Raw genomic sequence first — 18,519 nt, forward strand, 5'->3', positions numbered from 1 at the left:
GCGAAGGACCACGTGAAGATCACCAGCCTGTCCGCCACCACCGTCAGCGTCGACCTGGAGGCACCGCTCCGGCACTCCAACGGCGCGCACTGGGGACGCTTCGTCCGCACCCTGGTCGAGGTGCACACCGACGAGGGCGTCAGCGGCGTCGGCGAGCTCGGCGGCGGCGGGCAGAGCACCGAGGCGGCCGTCCGGGGCCTGGAGCCCTACCTCGTCGGGCACGACCCGCACCGGCTGGAGGCCCTCCGGCTGATGATCGCCAACCCGACCGCCTCGCTCTACAACAACCGCACCCAGCTGCTCGCCGCGATCGAGTTCGCCTGCCTGGACATCATCGGCAAAGCGGCGGGCCTGCCCGTGCACGCCCTGCTCGGCGGCAAGCTGCGCGACCGCGTCCCGTTCGCGAGCTACCTGTTCTTCCGGCTGCCGAACCCCGACGGCGGCGGTGAGATCCGCACCGTCGACCAGCTCCTGGAGCACGTCGACGCGCTGCGCGACCGGCACGGCTTCACCAGCCACAAGCTGAAGGGCGGCGTGTACCCGCCCGAGTACGAGCTGGAGGTGTTCCGCGAGCTCGCCCGCCACGTCGGAGGGCAGCCCGTCCGCTACGACCCCAACTCGGTGCTCAGCCTCGCCGACGCGCGCCGCTTCGCCGCCGGCATCGCCGACCTCAACAACGACTACCTGGAGGACCCCACCTGGGGTTTGAACGGCATGCGGCAGCTACGGCGCGACATCGGCATCCCGCTCGCCACCAACACCGTCGTGGTGACCCCGGAGCAGATGGCCGCCAACCTCCGCGACCCCGCCGTCGACGTCGTGCTGCTCGACACCACCTTCTGGGGCGGCGTCCGCAGCTGCCTGAAGGCCGCCGCGACCGCCGAGACCTTCCAGCAGCCGGTCGGCGTGCACTCCTCCGGCGAGCTCGGCGTCCAGCTCGCGACCATGCTGCACTTCGGCGCCGTCCTGCCCAACCTCACCTACTCCGCCGACAGCCACTACCACCACCTGAAGGACGACGTGATCGCCGAGGGACGCTTCACCTACCGGGACGGGACCATCGCCGTCCCCGACGCCCCCGGCCTCGGCGTCACCCTGGACCGCGACAAGGTCGAGCACTACGCCGCCCGCTACCGCGAGCTGGGCGACTACCCCTACGACCGCGACCCCGCCCGCCCGGGCTGGTATCCCCACCTGCCCAACCACACCTGGGCCGACCCGGACGCGCAAGGCGGGTAGGCCGGACGGGACGGGCCGGGGATCGGGTCACGGGGCGGAGCGGGCCGCGGTGCGGTAGCGGGTCAGGGTCCGGTGGTCGGGCGGGGCTTTGTAGGTGCGGGTCGCGGCGGTGTTCCAGACGGGCGGGGCGTCGTGGCGCGACAGGGTCCAGGCGGCCTGGCGGGCGGCGCCGAGGGCGGCGTACTCGGCGGGTTCGGGGACGCGGACCGGTACGCCGAGGATCGCCGGGGCCGTCTCGCGGACGGCCGCGGCGCGGGCGGCGCCGCCGGTCAGGGTGATCTCCCGGACGTCGGCGCCCTGGTCGCGGACGGCGCGCAGGGCGTCGGCCATCAGGCAGAGCAGGCCCTCGACGGCGGCGCGGGCCAGGTTCTCGCGGGTGAGCGAGGTCAGGGTCATGCCGTGCAGCGTCCCGGTGGCGTCGGGCAGGTTGGGGGTGCGCTCGCCCTCCAGGTAGGGGACGTAGGTCAGGCCGCCCGCGCCGGGGTCGGCGCGCAGGGCCAGCTCGCTCAGCTCGCCGAGGCCGACGTCGAGCAGGCGCGCCGCCGAGTCCAGGACGCGTGCGGCGTTCAGGGTGCAGGCCAGCGGGAGGTGGGCGCCGGTGGCGTCGGCGAAGCCGGCGACCTGACCGGTCGGGTCGGCGGCGGGTTCCTCCGACACGGCGGCCACGACGCCGGAGGTGCCGAGCGACATGAAGACCTGGCCGGTGCGCAGGCCGAGGCCGAGGGCCGTCGCGGCGTTGTCGCCGCAGCCGGGCCCGAGGACGGCGCCCGGCGCCCCCGCCTCCGCGGTCCCGGTGCCCGCGGCCTCGTCGGGGGCCAGGACGCGGGGCAGGGCGGGCAGGGACTCGCGGCGCAGTGCCAGGGCCAGCAGGTCGGGCCGGTAGGCGCCCGTGCCGGCCTGGTAGTAGCCGGTGCCCGAGGCGTCGGAGCGGTCGGTGACCAGGGCGTCCGGGCCGGACGCGCCCGCCAGCCGCCAGGTCAGCCAGTCGTGCGGCAGGGCGACGGCCGCCACGCGCGCGGCGGCGTCCGGCTCGTGGTCGGCGAGCCAGCGCAGCTTGGCGACGGTGAGGGAGGCGACCGGCACCGTCCCCACCGCCTCCGCCCAGCGCCGCGCCCCCTCGGCCGGGTCGCCGCCGCCCAGGTCGGCGACGAGGTCGGCGGCGGCGCCGGCCGAGCGGGTGTCGTTCCACAGCAGGGCCGGGCGGACGGTCCGCCCGGCGGCGTCCAGGCAGACCATGCCGTGCTGCTGGGCCGCCACCGAGACGGCGGCCACGTCCGCCAGCCCGCCCGCCCGCTCGGCGGCCCGCCGCAGGGCGGTCCACCAGTGCTCGGGGTCGATCTCGGTGCCCGGCGGGTGCGGCGCCGCCCCCTGCCGGACGACCCGCCCGGTCGCGGCGTCGACGATCACGACCTTGCAGGACTGGGTGGAGGAGTCGATCCCCGCTACCAGCGTCACGGCGGGCCTCCGCTCAGCCGATCAGGTGCTCGACGGCGAGCTGCTGCAGCCGCACGAACCCGAGGTCGCGCTCGGCCGCCCGGCCGGCATCGAACCCGTCGTCGCCGGCCAGCAGGTCGTGGACGGTCTCCCCCGCGCCCAGCGTCGGAGTCGCCAGCTCGGTGACGCCCGCGTACTCCAGGGCCTCGCGGACGCGCGGGTCGGCGCGGAACGCGCGCGCCTTCTCGGCGAGCAGCAGGTAGGTGGCCATGCACGCCTTCGCCGACGCCCAGACGCCGTCCATGTACTCGGTGCGCGAGGGCTTGTAGTCGAAGTGGCGCGCGCCGGTGTAGCGGGGCGCGTCGGGGTGGCCGGGGAAGCCGTTCTCCAGCAGGTCCACGGTGAAGAACGCCGACATGAGGTCGCCGTGCCCGAACACCAGGTCCTGGTCGTACTTCAGGCCGCGCTGCCCGTTGAGGTCGATGTGGAACAGCTTGCCGCTCCACAGCGCCTGCCCGAGGGCGTGGGTGTAGTTGAGGCCGGCCATCTGCTCGTGCCCGGTCTCGGGGTTCACGCCGACGATGTCGCCGTGCTCCAGCTCGGCGATGAGGGCCAGAGCGTGCCCGACGGTCGGCAGGAAGATGTCGCCGCGCGGCTCGTTGGGCTTCGGCTCCAGCGCGATCCGCAGGTCGTGGCCCTCGGACTTGATGTAGCCCGCGACGGTGTCCAGTCCCTCGCGGTAGCGCTCCATCGCCGCGTAGACGTCCTTGGAGCCGTCGTACTCGCCGCCCTCGCGGCCGCCCCACATGACGAAGGTGGTCGCGCCCGCGGCGGCGGCGAGGTCGACCGCCCGCAGCACCTTGCGGAGCGCGAAGCGCCGCACCGAGCGGTCGTTGGCGGTGAGGCCGCCGTCCTTGAACACCGGGTGGGTGAAGGTGTTGGTGGTGACCATCTCGATCACCAGACCGGCCCGGTCGGCGGCCTTGCGCAGCCGGGCGACGCGCTCGTCCTTCTCCGCCTCGGCCGCGTCGAAGGGGAACACGTCGTTGTCGTGGAAGGAGATGCCCCAGGCGCCGATCTCGGCGAGGCGCTCGGCGTACTCCCAGGGGTCGAGGGCGGGGCGGGTCGCGGCGCCGAACGGGTCGACGCCGGTCCAGCCGACCGTCCACAGGCCGAACGCGAACCGGTCGTCGGGGGTGGGCTGGCGCGCCATCGGGGCCTCCTCTGATTTTGTTTCATGAATGAACATAATGAGCGGGGGCGCTAGGGTCAACAGGTGAGTTCCGCTCCCCTCGCCGTCCCGGACGCCACCGGCGCGCGCCAGTCGTCCCTGCGCGAGGCCAACCTCGCCCTGGTCGTCCGCACCGTGCTCGCCGCGCCGGCGCCGCCGACGCGGGCGGGCGTCGCGGCGGCCACCCGGATGACGCGCGCGACCGCCTCGCGGCTCGTCGACGAGCTCATCGCGGGCGGCGTCCTGGACGAGCTGGACCGGCCCGAGGCGTCCGGCCGGGGCCGCCCGGCCCGCCCGCTCTCCGGGGGCCGCCGCCTCGCCGCGCTCGGCCTGGAGGTCAACGTGACCCATCTGGCCGGGCGCGCGGTGAGCCTCGGCGGCCACGTGCTGGCCGAGCGCGTCGAGCCCGGCGACTTCCACGACAGCGACCCCGCCGCGACCCTGGCGCGCCTGGACGCGCTGGCCGCCGGCCTGCTCGCCCGCCTGCCCGGCGGCACCCGCGTCGTCGGCGCCGGCCTCGCCCTGCCCGGCATCACCGACGCCGCCTCCGGCACGCTGCTCCTCGCCCCCAACCTCGGCTGGTCCGAGCTCCGCCCGGCCGACCACCTGCCCCTCGCGGCGCGCCAGGGACCGCCGCTGCGCATCGGCAACGAGGCCGACCTCGCGGCGCGCGCGGCCGCCGAGACCGCGCCGGGACGTCCCGGACCGCTGCCGGACTTCCTCTACCTGTCGGGCGACAGCGGCCTCGGCGGCGCCGCCGTGCTGGACGGCGCCGTCCTCGGCGGGCGCCACGGCCGCGCCGGGGAGATCGGGCACGTGTGCGTCGATCCGGACGGCCCGCCGTGCCGGTGCGGGTCCACCGGCTGCCTGGAGCGCTACGCCGGCCTCGACGCCCTGCTCGCGGCGGCCGGCCTCGGCCCGGACCGCACCGTCGCCGACCTCGCCGCCGCGGTCCGGGCCGGCGACCCCGCCGCCCGGCGGGCGGTCGACCGGGCGGCCGGCGCGCTCGGCGTCGCCCTCGCCGGCGCGATCAACATCCTGGACATCCCCACCGTCCTGCTCGGCGGCCACCTCGCCGAGATCGCCGACCTGCTGATCCCGCCCCTGCGGCAACGGCTCGACCGGCGCGTCCTGTCGGCCCGCTGGACCGCCCCGACCGTCCAGGCGCACACCGGCCCCCCGGCCCCCGCCGCCACCGGCGCCGCCCTCCTCCGCCTCGCCGAAGTCGTGGACCGCCCGGTGCACTGGCTCGGCGCCTAGGAGCCCGGGAACCCCGCCGCCGTCCGGGTCAGCCGCGGCCGGGCGAGGAACCGGTCAGCCCGGCAGTTCGGTGGCGTGGGACGGTGCCCGGTTGGTCCAACGGGCGTCCACCAGTGCCTGCCAGTTCAGCATGGTCCCGGCCGGATAGCCGTTCACCGGCGCGACGGTGAAGGTCTCCCTGGCGAGCAGCCGGCCGCTCGACGGCTCCACGATGATCCGGTCGCGCAACCCGGGCCCGGACACGCCGGGCAGCTCCACGGCCGCGCCCATGCGCCCGAGAGGGTCGGGGACGTTCCCGGCCGCGCGTACGCCGGGAAGCGCGGCGAGCATGCGGTACGCGGCGACCCTGACCTGCGGGGCGACGGGCTCGTCGGTCAGCAGGTACCCGGCGGCGTCGAAGACCCACTGGTCCGGCGACTGGTGGTCCTGCCTGCCGCCCTGGCTCCGCTGCGGGGTGCTCAGGAAGTGGGCCCGCAGCCGGGCCGGGTCGGTGGGCAGGGCGCGCAGTTGCGCCAGCGAGCCGTCGCCGAAGGCGGAGTTGAAGGCCGTCCGCTCCTTGTGGATCTCCCAGGGTCCGGGCGCCGTGCCGGTGCGCGCCGGTGCGCGGCCCCGGTTCGGGGCGCTCCCCGCCGACGGCGAGCCGTCCCGCTTCCCGGCGACGGTGTCCACCGCCCCGAGCGGGCACGTTCCCAGGTCCCTCGTACCGGCGTAGTGCATCGTGGTCCCGCCGCGTCCGGCCTTGGTCTCGGCGTCCGTCCGCGTGGGGCTGCGGGCGTCGTTCCAGTCCTTGGTCTCGCTGCACTGGTAGACCAGGGAGCGACCGGCCCGGCCCGTGACGACGGTCGCTCCGCCGGTGCGGAAGTGGGTGAACCAGTAGGCGCCGGTGCCCGTGGACGGCGCGCGCGCCGCCGACTCGGCGGCGGCGAGGAGCACTTGGCGGGCGGACAGCGCCCCGCGCGGCTCCTCGCGTCCGGGGCCCGCCGAGTCGGCGGGCAGGCCGACGGCCGCGACGGTCACCGCGGCGACCGTCGCGGCGCCCAGCAGACCGGACCAGATCAGCCGGTTCCGGCGCGGCGGCACGCGCCGCGACCTCGGCTGCGGGCCGGCCTGCTCCCGCTCCAGCCGGTGCAACGCCTCGGCGGTCGCCGCGTGCGACGGCGGCGCGGGCTCCTTGAGCAGATCGCGGATCAGGTTCATCTCGTTCACGCGGGTGACTCCTCAGTGGTCGGAAGGGGGGTGGTCTCGCCGAGCGCGGCGCGGAGTTTGCGCCGGGCCCGGTTCAGCCGTGAGGCGACGGTGCCCTGCTTCAGGTCCAAGGCCTGCGCGACCTCCTCGTACGTCAGGTCGGCGAGCGCGATCAGCAGCAGCACGTCCCGGTCGCCCGGGGACAGCCGGGACAGCGCCCTGGCCAGCTCGCCGCCCGAGCTCGCGGCGCTCACGCGGTCCGCGGCCCGCTCCTCGTGGCTCTCCACGACGTCCTGCGCCGGCGTCCGGGCCAGCGCCCGGTAGAAGCGGATCTCCGAGCGGCGGTGCAGACCGATCAGGTTCGTGGCGATCCCGTACAGCCACGGCCGCACGGCGCCGCGGTCGGGGTCGAAACGCCTTCGCTGCCGGAACGCGGCCAGGAACGTCTCGGCGGCGATGTCGTCGGCGGCGTCCGGGCCGACCCGCCGCGCCACATAGCCGTGGACGCCCTGGTAATGGCGGTGGAAGAGCTCGGTGAAGCGTTCCGGCTCATGCCACGACTCGGCGATCGCCGCGGCGTCCACGACAGCGGACGCCGCGCCGCCGGACGCGTGGCTCACATCCATGGAAGATCCTCTGTTGGGGGACGGTTCGCCCTGTTCTCAACCGGACGGCGGCGAACCCTTCACGGCTCTTCGCTCGTCGGCTCCGCTCCTGCGGCGTGACCGCGCCCGCCCCCTAGCGGCCGCTGTGGAGGATCTCCTGCTGCCAGTCGGGGCGCCGCTGGGTGTGCAGGCGCCAGTAGTGCTCGGCGATGTCGTCGGGGTCGAAGGCGGTGCCCGGCGCGACGGCGGGCGACCGACCGGCCGATCCCCGGACCGGCTCCGATGACGACTGCTCCCGGCATGTGCGGCTCCTTCACTGGGCGATATCCGACGATCGCGACGTTAAGGCGTCACGTCGGTGCGAAGGTCAACCCCGGCGCGAGGGAGTCGCATGACGTCGCCGCGGATGCTCGACTCCCTGCTCACCGCCGCCCTGCGCCCGCCCGGCGACGAGCGTCCCTAGGGGACGGGCCGGGTGCGGGGCCGCGAGCCGGACCGGCGCCTGCGTGAGCTTGCCGATCCGCTCGCCGACCATGCGGCCGCTGACGGTGAGGGACGCGGCGCCGTTGCGGCGGGCGTCGAGGCCGCGGTGGGCGTCGAGGCCGGGCTGCCCGGCGACGGCGCGCTCCACCTCGGGCAGGAGGACGTGCGCGTGGACGTCGATGATCATTACGGCAGCTCCGTGAGCAGGGCCGAGGTCCGGGCCATGAGGCCGGGGACGTCGGCGGCGGGGTCGTGGGCCTGCCGCTAGCGGCAGAGCTGGATCGACGCCTCCACGACGGCCCGCACGCGCGGGAGGCGGCGGGCGTGGAAGGCGGCGAGCGGGTCGGGCGTCCTGCCGGTCAGCAGTTCGGCGAGGACGGCGGCGTCCTCCAGGCACATCGCGGCGCCCTGGGCGATGGTGGGCGGGCAGGCGTGCGCGGCGTCGCCGATGAGGACCGTCCGGCCGCGGTGCCACGGGGGCCCTCGACCAGCAGCGACTCGAACCAGGTGTTGTTGATGCGGGCGCCGTTGGCGAGGTCGTCGCGGATCTCCTTCCACGGGCCGCCGTAGATGAGGTCGGTGCGGTCGACGCCGACGACCAGGTCGTAGACGCCGGTGGCGCCGTCGTCGAACACGACCGTGCCGGTGTCCGGATCGACGCTGGTGACGGTCCGGTTGAACCGGACCCGCGCGCCGGCCGCGACGACGGCCTCGTGCAGGACGGCGGCGAGGTCGGTGCCGTCGGGGGCGCGCTCGCCCCGCACGGCATCCTCACCGGGATGCCCCCGGTCGACCCGTTCACCGACCGCTGGGTCTGCACGGTCGCCGCCGAGCACCCCGGCGACGTCCTCGGCATGGAGGACCTCACCGCGATGCCGTGGGTCGAGCTCCACCACCGGCCGACCGCCTACACCCGTCCCGGCGCTGCTGCTGGAGGGCCTCGGGTTCCTGTTCGTGGTGTCGGCGATGACCACCGCCGCCCTCGAAGCCGTCCCGCTGTCCTACACCGGCATGGCCTCGGCCGCGCTGTCCACCGCCCGCGACTTCGGCATGTGCGCCGGCCCCGCCGCCGTCAGCGCCATCGCGGTCGCCACCCTGTCGCCGTCCGCGCCCTACGACGGCTACGCCATCGCCCTGGTCGTCTGCTCCGCCGCCGCCGTGCCGGCGACCTGACCGGGGGTCAGGCCCAGATCTGGCGCAGGCGGGTCGCGGCCGCCTTGGCCCACCGGTCGGTACCGGCGGGGTCGTCGAGGGCGGCGTACTCCTCGGCGCCGATCAGGCGCATGAGGCGGGCGATCGAGCGGGGCGGCAGGGGGCGCGGCCCGTCCGGGGGGCCGCTGCTGAACATCAGGACGGGCATGGCGGCGAGGGCCCGGCGGTTGCGGCGGACGAAGCGGTGCGCGGCGCGGGGCCAGCGTTCCTCGTGCAGGGTGCCGCCGATGATGGCGGCGTCGTAGGCGGCCAGGCCGCGCACGGACGGCACCGGCAGGACGTCGGCGGTGAGGCCGGCGGCGCGGAGCCGGCCGGCGATGCGCTCGGCCGTTTCGGCGGTGCCGCCGTGCCGGGAGGCGTGCGTGACGAGCACCCTGGTCATCGTCCTCCTCGCCGGTCCGCCGCTCGCCTTCCAGACTCGCCGCGCGGGCGGCGGGACGGCAGCGGACCAACGTCCCTCGGGACGGGCCGTTGGTCCCGGCGTCAGCGGCGTCCCTGCCAGGCCGTGGCCGCGAGGGCGAGGGCGATGGCCAGGGCGGCGCCGACGATCGTCATCTCCACGCGCTGGACGGCGATCTGCAGGGTCGCGCCGGCCCGGCCGGAGGAGAACAGCAGCAGGACGGTCGGGGTCAGGAACGCGGCGTAGAGCAGGTCGTCGGGCAGCAGGGCGTAGGCGACGGTGAGGATCGCGCAGAGCCCCGCCAGGACCAGGCAGACGGCCGGCGGGACGGCGGCGGCGACCGCGACGGCGACGACCGCGCCGGCCGCGGTGCCGAGGGCGCGCCCGAGAGTGCGGGCCGTGGTCTCGCCCGCGGCGGGCACGAAGACCAGGCAGAGGGTGAGGACGGCCCAGTTCCCGCGCGGCAGGTCCAGCGCGCCGGTCAGCAGGACCAGGGCGATGCACCCGGCGGCCAGTTCGAGGGCGTGCAGGGCGGCGTCGCGGTCGGGGGCGGGCTCGGGCGGGACGCGCATGCGCACCAGGGCCGCCGCGACGATGGTGACGGCCGCGCCGAGCCAGGTGGCGGCGGCGACCTGGAGGACGTTGCCGGGCGCGATCACCGAGTAGAGCACCAGGTTGGAGGGCAGCAGCGCCGCCGTCCCCACGCTGCGCCGGTTGAAGGCCCACTGCAGCGCGCACGCGGCCGCCACCACGAGCAGCAGCAGGGGCGTGTTCCCCGCGACCAGGGCGCCGGCGGCGGCGGCGACGCCCGCCGAGAACCCGACCCAGCACTGCTCGGCCACCGGCAGGCGGCGCGCCGCGACCGTCATGAACGTCATGCCGAGGTACACCGCCTGGGCGGCGGTGCCCTCGACCAGCCACCAGGCCGCCCCCACGGGAACCGCCGCGACCAGCACGATGCCGGCGGATCTCCCGAGCAGCCCCAGCGACGGCAAGCGCCCCGAGATGTGGTGCATAGCGATCCGGTACCGTTCGGTCATTTCTTCGCCAATTGATGGGCGCCTCGCGGACGTTTCGAAGTTCCGACCGCGGCGCTTTCGGGAAAGCGTATCGGAGGGCCGTTCGAGCAGGTGGGACGGCTGCGTAGGTTCATCGGAAAGCGCTCGTCACGGCGGTCGCACGTCTTTGGGGAAACGGTAGATGGTCACAGCGGATGCGGTGCGGGACTTGTCGGAGCTCTACCGGGATCTGCACGCGCATCCCGAACTCGCCTTCCAGGAGACGCGCACCGCCGGGATCGTGGCCGAGCGGCTGCGCGCGGCGGGCTACGAGACCGCGACCGGGGTCGGCGGGACCGGCGTCGTCGGGCTGCTGCGCAACGGCGACGGGCCGACGGCGCTGCTGCGCGCCGACATGGACGCCCTGCCGGTGCGCGAGCAGACGGACCTGCCCTACGCCAGCACCGCCGAAGGCGTGGACGGCACCGGCGAGACGGTGCCGCTCATGCACGCCTGCGGCCACGACGTGCACGTGACCTGCCTGCTGGGCGCGGCCGCCGAGCTGGCCGCCGACCGGTCGTCCTGGCGCGGCACCGCGATGGTCGTCTTCCAGCCCGCCGAGGAGGTCGGCAAGGGCGCCCAGGCGATGATCGACGACGGGCTCTACGACCGGTTCGGGCGGCCCGACGTCGTCCTCGGCCAGCACGTCGCGCCCGTCCCGGCCGGGTTCCTCGGCCTGCACCCGGGCGTGGCGTTCGCCGCCACCGACGAGCTGCAGGTGATCCTGCACGGCCGCGGCGGCCACGGCTCGCGGCCCGAGGCGACCGTCGACCCGGTCGTCATGGCGGCGGCGACGGTGCTGCGGCTGCAGGGCGTGGTGGCGCGGGAGCTGGCCGGCGGCTCGACGGCCGTCGTGACGGTCGGCGCGCTCCACGCCGGCACCCGGGGCAACATCATCCCCGACCGGGCCGAGCTGCGGCTCAGCGTCCGCACCGCCGAACCGGCCGTGCGCGCCACCGTCCTCGCCGCGATCGAGCGGATCGTGCGGGCCGAGGCGGCGGCGTCCGGCGCCCCGCGCGACCCCGAGATCGTCACGCTCGAGTCGCTGCCCCCCGTCCGCAACGATCCCGCCGCGTCCGCCCGCACCCAGGAGGGCTTCACCGCCGACCTCGGCCCCGGCCTGGTCGTGGACGCCGGGCCCGTCACCGGCAGCGAGGACGTCGGGCTCTTCGCCGAGACCGCCGGCGTCCCCTGCGTCTACTGGCTCCTCGGCGGCGCCGACCCGCAGCTCTTCGCCCAGGCGTCGGACTTCACCGAGCTGGAACGCATCGCCCGCGACCTGCCGTCCAACCACTCCCCCCACTTCGCGCCCGTCATCGAGCCGACCGTGACCACCGGCGTCAACGCCCTGCTCTCGGCCGCCCGCACCTGGATGCCCGCCTCCTGAGCTCAGGCGGCCCGGATCAGGCGGCGACGTCGCGGCGCGCGGCGGCGGCGAGCCCGGCCGCCGTGGTGAGGGCCGCGACGGCCAGCAGGACGGCGAGCGCCGTCGGGTCGGGGTCCGGGGCGGCGAGGTCGGGGACGTGCTGGAAGACGCCGAGGTCGCGGATCCGCTCCGGGACGCGCAGCAGGCGGCCGAGCAGGGCGAGCGCCGCGCTGGCGGCGAAGGGCGCCCAGGCCAGCGGGGCGAGCCGGGGGCGCAGCCCGATCAGCAGGACCGTCCATCCGGCCGCCGCGGCGGCCGCCGGCCACTGGCCGGCGCTGTAGGTGAAGGCGCGCAGCGCGACGTCCGTTCCGGTGATGGCGGTCGGGGCGATGAGCGCGCCGGCGGCGCCGGTGAGCAGGAGGACGGCGCCGCTGCCGGCGAACGCGACGGCAGCGGCGGCGGCCAGCGGCTCCCAGCGGCGCCGCCCGGTGCACAGGACCTGGTCGGTGAGGCCGGCCTGCTCGGCGCGCGCCGCCCGCAGGGTGGTGAGGACGGCGAACACCGCGACGGCGAGGCCCACCACCGTCCCGTAGAAGGAGAAGTAGCCCGCGGCGGGGTCGCCGGTCCCCATCTGCGCGCCCAGGAAGCCCTTCACCTCGCCCTCGCGGCCCCGTTGGACGGCGCCCGAGCCCATGGCCGCGAACAGCGACCCGATGCCCGCCACGGCGACGGCCCAGACGGCGATGCTCGCACGGCCGAGCCGGAAATCCAGGCCGACGCCGGAACGGACGCGCAGGCGGCCCCCGCTGGGCCGCCGCGAGGGCAGCAGGCCGGCGCCGTACTCGCGGCGGTCGAACAGCAGGACGGCCGCCCCGGCCAGCGCCGCGACGACGACGGCGCAGGCGGCGAGCACCCACCAGCGGTCGTGGGTGAAGGGCGCGACGGTGGTGCGCAGGGCGAGAGGGCTCAGCCCGTTCAGCCAGGGCAGATCCTTGGTGTCGGCGACCGCGCGGACGGCGACGGCGGCGCCGATCGCGGCCGTCCCCAGCAGGCGGGCGCCGCGCGCGGTGGCGACGAGTTGCGCGAGCACGGCGGTGAGCGCCGCCGATATCAGGAAGGTCAGGCCCACGACCGCGCCGAAGGCGACGGCGCCGGGCCAGGTGACCGCCTCGACCGACCCGGCGGACGCGCCCACCGCCAGCGTGCAGCCCCCCGCCAGCACCGCCGCCGTCCCGGCGAGGACGGCGCCCGCTCCGCCCAGCCCGGCGCGCGCGGCGGTGCCGCAGGTCAGCAGGAGTTCCAGCGTCCCGTCCTCCTCGGCGGCGCGGGTCAGGGCCGCCGCGAGCAGCACGCCCAGGAACGCCGCCAGGAGGGTGACGATCGCGCCGATCTCCCAGGCGAACATCTGCGCGGGCGTGCCGGGGTCGGGCAGCCCGCCGTACAGCAGGGTGGTGGCGGTGCTGTGTTGCGCCTCCTCCACGGCCGCCCGGCGCTGCCCGGCCGTCGCGTAGGTCGACTGGTAGAACGGCACGGTCACGCCGCTCAGCACGATCACCAGGGACGTCCAGGCCGCCAGCATCAGCCGGTGCCGCCGCACCATCAGCCCCGCGACGGCCCGCGCGGCCCGCGCCCGTCCGGCGGTCATCGGGCCGCGACCCGGTAGTGGCGCAGGAAGAGGTCCTCCAGCCGGGCGGGCGTGCAGGTGATGTCGTCGGCGCCGGCCTCGGCGAGCAGGCCGAGCACGGCCGCGACGTCCCGGCGCGGCACGCTCAGATTCACGTCCCCGCCTGTCCCGCCTGCGTCCGGGATAAGCGCCCGCAGCCGGGCGAGGACGGCGGGGGCGCGGCCCGCGTCCAGGCGGGCGGTGACGCGGGACGCGGCGAGGTGCCGCATGTCGGCGAGCCGCCCCGCCTCCACCGGCCGCCCGTCCTTGATGATCGACACCGCCTCGCAGAGCTCCTCGACCTCGGCCAGCAGGTGGCTGGACAGCAGGACGGTGCGGCCCGCGGCCGCCGCGTCCCGCACGTGCCGCCGGAACACCTCCTCCATCAGGGGGTCCAGGCCCGAGGTCGGCTCGTCCAGGACGAGCAGGCGGGTGGGGGCGGCGAACGCCGCGACGAGCGCGACCTTCTGCCGGTTGCCCTTGGAGTAGGCGTGCACGGGCTTGCGGACGTCCAGCGCGAAGTCGCCGGCGAGGCGGCGCTCGGCGGCGGCGTCGCGGGCGCCGCGCAGCCCGGCGAGGGCGTCCAGCACCTGCCCGCCGGTCAGGTGCGGCCAGAGCCGCACCTCGCCCGGGACGTAGGACACGTGCCGGTTGATGCGCGCCGCGTCCGCGGCCGGGTCGCCGCCGAGGACGCGGACGCGTCCCGCCGTGGCCCGGTAGAGGCCGAGCAGGACCCTGATCGTGGTCGACTTGCCCGCGCCGTTCGGGCCGAGGAAGCCGTGCACCCGCCCCGGCTCGACCCGCAGGTCCAGGTCCCGCACGGCGGTGAAGGCGCCGAACGTCTTCACCAGCCCCCGCACGTCGATCGCGGGCTCCCCCTCGGCGCCGTCGTTCCGGTTCATCTCGTCCGCTCCTCCTCGATGGCGGCCAGCAGGGCGTCGGCGATCGTCCGGTCCAGGCGCCGGTCCTTGGGAGCGGAGAAGCGCACGTACAGGTCGGCGGCCCGGCGGGCGGCGTCCAGGTCCAGCGAGCGGGCGAGGCGGGGCAGCTCGTCGCCGAGGTGGCGGCGGACGCGGTCGACGACGGCCGCGGCGATCTCCGCCGTCTCCTCCTCGCCCGCCGCCGCGGGCGCCTCGACGCGGTCGGCGATCCGCGCGAACAGCGCGGCGCTCTCGGCGAGGCGCTCCTCGCCGAGGCCGTGGTACAGGGCCTCGACCTGCGGGGGCAGCTCGCCGCGGTAGAACGCCAGTTCCATGACGTCGCGCTCGTGCCGGATCATCCGGCGCGCCCCGTCGTCGCCCGCCCGCTCCTCGATCGCGTCGTAGAACCGCGCCATCGCCGGCGGCAGCGGCGACAGGCGCTCGTGCTGCCGGAGCGCGCCGATGAGCCGCTGGACGCGCTCCTTGCGCTCGCGCAGCCGCTCCTGCTGCTCGTCCAGCGCGATCAGCGCGGCTTCGAGGTCGACGAGGACCGACGCGCGGTCGCCGCCGGCGGGCCCGCCGGGGGCCGTCATGTCCGCGATCCGCGACAGCGGCACCCCGGCCTGGGCGAGCAGCCGCACCCGCACCAGCCGCGCGACGTGCGTCAGGTCGTAGTCGCGGCGCCCGTCGCGGGTCTCGGGGACCGGAAGCAGCCCGATCTGGTGGTAATAGCGGATCGTCCGCACCGTGGTGCCGACGAGATCCGCGAGCTCGCTCACTCGCACGCCCCACAGCATGGACTGTGACGTGACGTCGCAGTCAACGCCCGCCCGGGACCCCGGCCACCGCCGCCGGATCCGGCGGCGGGGCGGGGCCGGGGGTCACTGGGCGGCGGAGCCCGCCCCGAGCAGGGACTTCAGGTCGCCGAACAGCGCCGGCGACGGCTTGACCTGGAAGTACTCGCAGTTGAACAGCACGCCCTTGCGGCCGCCGTGGCGCTTGTAGAGCAGGTGGACGGGCGCCTCGCCGGGGTGGGCCTGCAGGATGCGCTTGATCTCGCCGATGGTCTGCGGGGTGACCTTCTCCTCCCCCACGGTGATCACCACCGGGGGCTCCTTGCCGGTGGCGGCCGACACGTCGAGGAGCTCCATGTCCTGGGCGTGCAGCGACACCGAGCCGTCGCGCTCGTTGATCCGGCCGAGCACGGAGATGACCATGTCCGAGGCCAGCTGCGGCGAGTACAGCTGGTAGACCTTGGGGAAGAACAGCACCTCCAGGGTGCCGTCGAGGTCCTCCAGCTTGATGATGGCCCAGGTGTTGCCCTGCTTGGTGACCTTGCGGTCGACGCTGGCGATGATCCCGGCGAGCCGCACCATGCCCTCGCGGCCGCCCGCCGCGATCTCGGCGGTGGTGGCCTCGCGGTTGCGCTCCAGGATGCGCTCGGCGCCGTCCAGCGGGTGCGAGGACACGTACAGGCCGAGCATCTCGCGCTCGAACTGCAGCAGCGTCGTCTTGTCCCACTCGTCCTCGTCGGGGATGGTGACGGCCATGCCGGCGCCGGTGGCGCCGCCGGTGTCCTCCAGCCCGCCGAACAGCGAGTCCTGCCCGATCGCGGCGTTCTTCTTCTCGGAGATGACGGCGTCGACGGCCTGCTCGTGGATCATCAGCAGGACGCGGCGCTTGTGCCCGAAGGAGTCGAACGCGCCCGCCTTGATCAGCGACTCGATGGCGCGCTTGTTGCAGACCTGGATCGGGACCTTGGCGAGGAAGTCGTTGAAGTCGGTGAAGGCGCCCTGCTCGGTGCGGGCCTTGATGATGCCGTCGACGACGTTCTCGCCGACGTTGCGGATGGCGCCGAGGCCGAAGCGGACGTCCTCGCCGACGGCCGCGAACCGCAGCACCGACTCGTTGACGTCGGGCGGCAGGACCTTGACCTTCATCCGCCGGCACTCGCCGAGGTAGACGGCCATCTTGTCCTTGGAGTCGCCGACGGAGGTGAGCAGCGCCGCCATGTACTCGGCCGGGAAGTTGGCCTTGAGGTAGGCGGTCCGGTAGGACACGAGCCCGTACCCGGCGGTGTGGGACTTGTTGAACCCGTACGCCGAGAACGGCACGAGCACGTCCCAGACGGCCTGGCACGCCTCGGCGGAGAAGCCCTTCTTCGTCATGCCCTCGGAGAAGATGGACCACTGCTTGTCCATCTCCTCCTTCTTCTTCTTGCCCATCGCGCGGCGCAGGATGTCGGCGCCGCCGAGGGTGTAGCCGGCGAGCTGCTGCGCGATCGCCATGACCTGCTCCTGGTACACCACCAGGTGGTAGGTGTTGCCGAGGATCGGCTCCAGGGCGTCCTTCAGCTCGGGGTGGATGGGGTCGATGGCCTGCTGCCCGGCCTTGCGCAGGGCGTAGTTGACGTGCGCGTTGGCGCCCATCGGGCCGGGGCGGCCGAGGGCGAGGACGGCCGAGACGTCCTCGAACTCCGTCGGGGCCATCAGCTTGGTCAGGTCGCGCATCATCGTGGAGTCGAGCTGGAACACGCCGAGGGTCCAGCCGGCGCGCAGCAGCGCGTAGGTCCGGTCGTCGTCCAGCGGGAGCGTGGAGACGTCCAGGTCGATGTTCCGGTTGGTCTTGATGTTGTCGACGGCGTCGCCGAGGATCGTCAGGTTGCGGAGGCCGAGGAAGTCCATCTTCAGGGCGCCGAGCTCCTCGCAGCTCGGGCCGTCGAAGCCGGTGATGCGGGCGCCGTCGTCGGGCCGCTGGAAGATCGGCATGACCTCCAGCAGCGGCTCGGACGACAGGATGACGCCGGCGGCGTGCACGCCGGTGCCGCGGGTGAGGCCCTCGAAGCCGAGCGCGGTGTCGATGACGCGCTTGACGTCGGCGTCGTCGCCGTAGATCTGCCGCAGCTCGGCCGCCTCGGGGTAGCGGGGGTGCTTCTCGTCGAAGATGCCCGTCAGCGGGATCTCCTTGCCCATGACCGCGGGCGGGAACGCCTTGGTGATGCGGTCGCCGAGCGCGAACGGCAGCCCGTGGATGCGGCAGGAGTCCTTGACGGCCGCCTTGGACTTGATCGACATGTAGGTGATGATCAGCGAGACGTTGTCCCGGCCGTACTTCTCGGTGACGTAGCGGATCATGTCCTCTCGCTGCCGGTCGTCGAAGTCCAGGTCGACGTCGGGCATGGAGACGCGCTCGGGGTTGAGGAACCGCTCGAAGATCAGGCCGTGCTCGATGGGGTCCAGGTCGGTGATGTCGGTGACGTAGGCGACCATCGAGCCGGTCGCCGAGCCGCGGCCGGGCCCGAGCCAGATGCCGTTGTTCTTGGCGTAGCGGCAGATGTCGGAGACGACGAGGAAGTAGCCGGGGAAGCCCATGCCGTCGATGACGCCGAGCTCGTACTCGATGCGCTCCAGCACCTCGGCGGGGACCGGGTCGCCGAACCGGTTCTTGGCCCCGGCCATGGCCTCCTTGCGGAGCCAGGACGACTCGGTCTCGCCCTCGGGGATGGGGAACTTGGCGGCCAGGTCGCGGCGGGCGAACACCTCGTCGTAGGAGTCGACCATCTCGGCGACCAGCAGAGTGTTGCGGCAGCCCTCGGCCCAGGCGTCGCTGGTGTCGACGGCGCGCATCTCGTCGGCGGTCTTCAGGTAGTAGCCCGACCCGCCGAACCGGAACCGGTCGGGGTCGGTCAGCAGCGACTGCGTGCCGACGCAGAGCAGCGCGTCGTGGCCGGCGGACTGGTCCTCGGTGACGTAGTGGGAGTCGTTGGTGACCAGCGGCGGGATGCCGAGCTCCTTGGCGATGCGCAGCAGGTCCTCGCGGACGCGGCGCTCCAGCGGCAGCCCGTGGTCCATGAGCTCCAGGAAGTAGTTCTCCTTGCCGAAGATCTCCTGGTACTTGGCGGCGGCCTTCAGCGCCTCGTCGTAGTGGCCGAGCCGCAGCCGCGTCTGCACCGCCCCCGACGGGCAGCCGGTGGTGGCGATGATGCCCTCGCCGTACTGGGCGAACAGCTCGTCGTCCATGCGGGGCCACTTGCGGTAGTGGCCCTCCAGCGACGCCAGCGAGCTGATCTTGAACAGGTTCCGCAGCCCCTGCGCGGAGCGGGCCCACATCGTCTTGTGCAGGTAGGAGCCCGACGCCGAGACGTCGCCGCCCTCGCCGGTGGCCTCGTTGGTCTTCTTCTGGTGCGGCTCGCCCCACAGGATGGGCTTCTTGACGAACCGCGACTCGGGCGCCACGTAGCCCTCGATGCCGATGATCGGCTTGATCGCGTTCTTCTGGGCGGCCTTCCAGAACTCGTAGGCGCCGAACATGTTCCCGTGGTCGGACATCGCCACGCCCGGCATCCCCAGCTCGGCGGCCCGCCCCACCAGCTTCCCGATCTTCGCGGCACCGTCCAGCATCGAGTACTCGGTATGAACGTGCAGGTGAGTGAACGAATCAGCCACGGTGCCCCTCCCCTAGAA

At 74.6% G+C, this 18,519-nt stretch carries 16 protein-coding genes; 4 read left to right on the forward strand and 12 right to left on the reverse strand.

Annotation, left to right across the window (positions count from 1 at the left end):
- The first annotated feature begins 12 nt into the window (after positions 1 to 12).
- Positions 13 to 1,239, forward strand: a complete 1,227-nt coding sequence (locus K1Y72_RS30520) for an enolase C-terminal domain-like protein (RefSeq protein WP_220169976.1) — start codon at positions 13 to 15, stop codon at positions 1,237 to 1,239.
- A gap of 27 nt (positions 1,240 to 1,266) precedes the next feature.
- Here the strand turns inward: K1Y72_RS30520 and xylB are convergent, their stop codons facing one another.
- Positions 1,267 to 2,694, reverse strand: coding sequence for a xylulokinase (xylB, locus tag K1Y72_RS30525; protein ID WP_220169977.1), 1,428 nt, complete (start codon positions 2,692 to 2,694; stop codon positions 1,267 to 1,269).
- Between the two features lie 13 nt (positions 2,695 to 2,707).
- Positions 2,708 to 3,886 carry a xylose isomerase gene (xylA, locus tag K1Y72_RS30530; RefSeq protein WP_220169978.1) on the reverse strand — a complete coding sequence of 393 codons (1,179 nt, stop codon included), beginning with the start codon at positions 3,884 to 3,886 and terminating at the stop codon, positions 2,708 to 2,710.
- 63 nt (positions 3,887 to 3,949) lie between these two features.
- On the opposite strand from xylA, the gene K1Y72_RS30535 reads away from it, so the two are divergent.
- Positions 3,950 to 5,164 carry an ROK family protein gene (locus K1Y72_RS30535; protein WP_220169979.1) on the forward strand — a complete coding sequence of 405 codons (1,215 nt, stop codon included), beginning with the start codon at positions 3,950 to 3,952 and terminating at the stop codon, positions 5,162 to 5,164.
- A 54-nt stretch (positions 5,165 to 5,218) separates the two neighbouring features.
- Here K1Y72_RS30535 and K1Y72_RS30540 read toward each other — a convergent pair whose 3' ends face one another.
- From K1Y72_RS30540 to K1Y72_RS30555, 4 genes are all read right to left on the reverse strand, one after another.
- Positions 5,219 to 6,361, reverse strand: a complete 1,143-nt coding sequence (locus tag K1Y72_RS30540) for a CU044_5270 family protein (protein ID WP_258574175.1) — start codon at positions 6,359 to 6,361, stop codon at positions 5,219 to 5,221.
- A 5-nt stretch (positions 6,362 to 6,366) separates the two neighbouring features.
- On the reverse strand, positions 6,367 to 6,975 hold the full coding sequence (locus K1Y72_RS30545) for an RNA polymerase sigma factor (RefSeq protein WP_220169981.1): 609 nt from the start codon (positions 6,973 to 6,975) through the stop codon (positions 6,367 to 6,369).
- Between the two features lie 346 nt (positions 6,976 to 7,321).
- On the reverse strand, positions 7,322 to 7,624 hold the full coding sequence (locus tag K1Y72_RS30550) for a hypothetical protein (RefSeq protein WP_220169982.1): 303 nt from the start codon (positions 7,622 to 7,624) through the stop codon (positions 7,322 to 7,324).
- A 77-nt stretch (positions 7,625 to 7,701) separates the two neighbouring features.
- A complete protein-coding gene (locus tag K1Y72_RS30555) occupies positions 7,702 to 7,995 on the reverse strand; it encodes an FAD-dependent monooxygenase (RefSeq protein ID WP_220169983.1) in 294 nt (97 codons plus the stop codon).
- Positions 7,996 to 8,403: 408 nt separating this feature from the next.
- Here K1Y72_RS30555 and K1Y72_RS30560 point away from each other — a divergent pair, with 408 nt between their 5' ends.
- Positions 8,404 to 8,610, forward strand: a complete 207-nt coding sequence (locus K1Y72_RS30560) for a hypothetical protein (protein ID WP_220169984.1) — start codon at positions 8,404 to 8,406, stop codon at positions 8,608 to 8,610.
- Between the two features lie 7 nt (positions 8,611 to 8,617).
- Here the strand turns inward: K1Y72_RS30560 and K1Y72_RS30565 are convergent, their stop codons facing one another.
- Positions 8,618 to 9,031: a flavodoxin domain-containing protein gene (locus K1Y72_RS30565; RefSeq protein WP_220169985.1), complete on the reverse strand. Its 414-nt coding sequence runs from the start codon at positions 9,029 to 9,031 to the stop codon at positions 8,618 to 8,620.
- 101 nt (positions 9,032 to 9,132) lie between these two features.
- On the reverse strand, positions 9,133 to 10,065 hold the full coding sequence (locus K1Y72_RS30570) for an FUSC family protein (protein WP_220169986.1): 933 nt from the start codon (positions 10,063 to 10,065) through the stop codon (positions 9,133 to 9,135).
- Positions 10,066 to 10,249: 184 nt separating this feature from the next.
- On the opposite strand from K1Y72_RS30570, the gene K1Y72_RS30575 reads away from it, so the two are divergent.
- Positions 10,250 to 11,494 carry an amidohydrolase gene (locus K1Y72_RS30575; RefSeq protein WP_220169987.1) on the forward strand — a complete coding sequence of 415 codons (1,245 nt, stop codon included), beginning with the start codon at positions 10,250 to 10,252 and terminating at the stop codon, positions 11,492 to 11,494.
- A 16-nt stretch (positions 11,495 to 11,510) separates the two neighbouring features.
- Here the strand turns inward: K1Y72_RS30575 and K1Y72_RS30580 are convergent, their stop codons facing one another.
- The 4 genes from K1Y72_RS30580 to dnaE form a co-directional block, all read right to left on the reverse strand.
- On the reverse strand, positions 11,511 to 13,118 hold the full coding sequence (locus K1Y72_RS30580) for an efflux permease Rv1217c-related protein (protein ID WP_220169988.1): 1,608 nt from the start codon (positions 13,116 to 13,118) through the stop codon (positions 11,511 to 11,513).
- Positions 13,115 to 14,038 (reverse strand): ABC transporter ATP-binding protein, encoded by a 924-nt coding sequence (locus tag K1Y72_RS30585; protein ID WP_220169989.1) that lies wholly within the window; start codon positions 14,036 to 14,038, stop codon positions 13,115 to 13,117. Before K1Y72_RS30585 ends, K1Y72_RS30580 begins: the two co-directional genes overlap by 4 nt.
- The gene (locus tag K1Y72_RS30590; RefSeq protein ID WP_220169990.1) at positions 14,035 to 14,841 is read right to left on the reverse strand and encodes a MerR family transcriptional regulator; all 807 of its coding nucleotides are present in this window, start codon (positions 14,839 to 14,841) and stop codon (positions 14,035 to 14,037) included. Before K1Y72_RS30590 ends, K1Y72_RS30585 begins: the two co-directional genes overlap by 4 nt.
- A 96-nt stretch (positions 14,842 to 14,937) precedes the next feature.
- Entirely contained in the window at positions 14,938 to 18,501 is a 3,564-nt protein-coding gene (gene dnaE, locus K1Y72_RS30595; RefSeq protein ID WP_220169991.1) for a DNA polymerase III subunit alpha, read from the reverse strand.
- Positions 18,502 to 18,519: the final 18 nt, after the last annotated feature.

Origin of the sequence: Actinomadura parmotrematis (assembly GCF_019458805.1) — a bacterium.
GTDB classification, from domain to species: Bacteria; Actinomycetota; Actinomycetes; order Streptosporangiales; family Streptosporangiaceae; genus Spirillospora; species Spirillospora parmotrematis.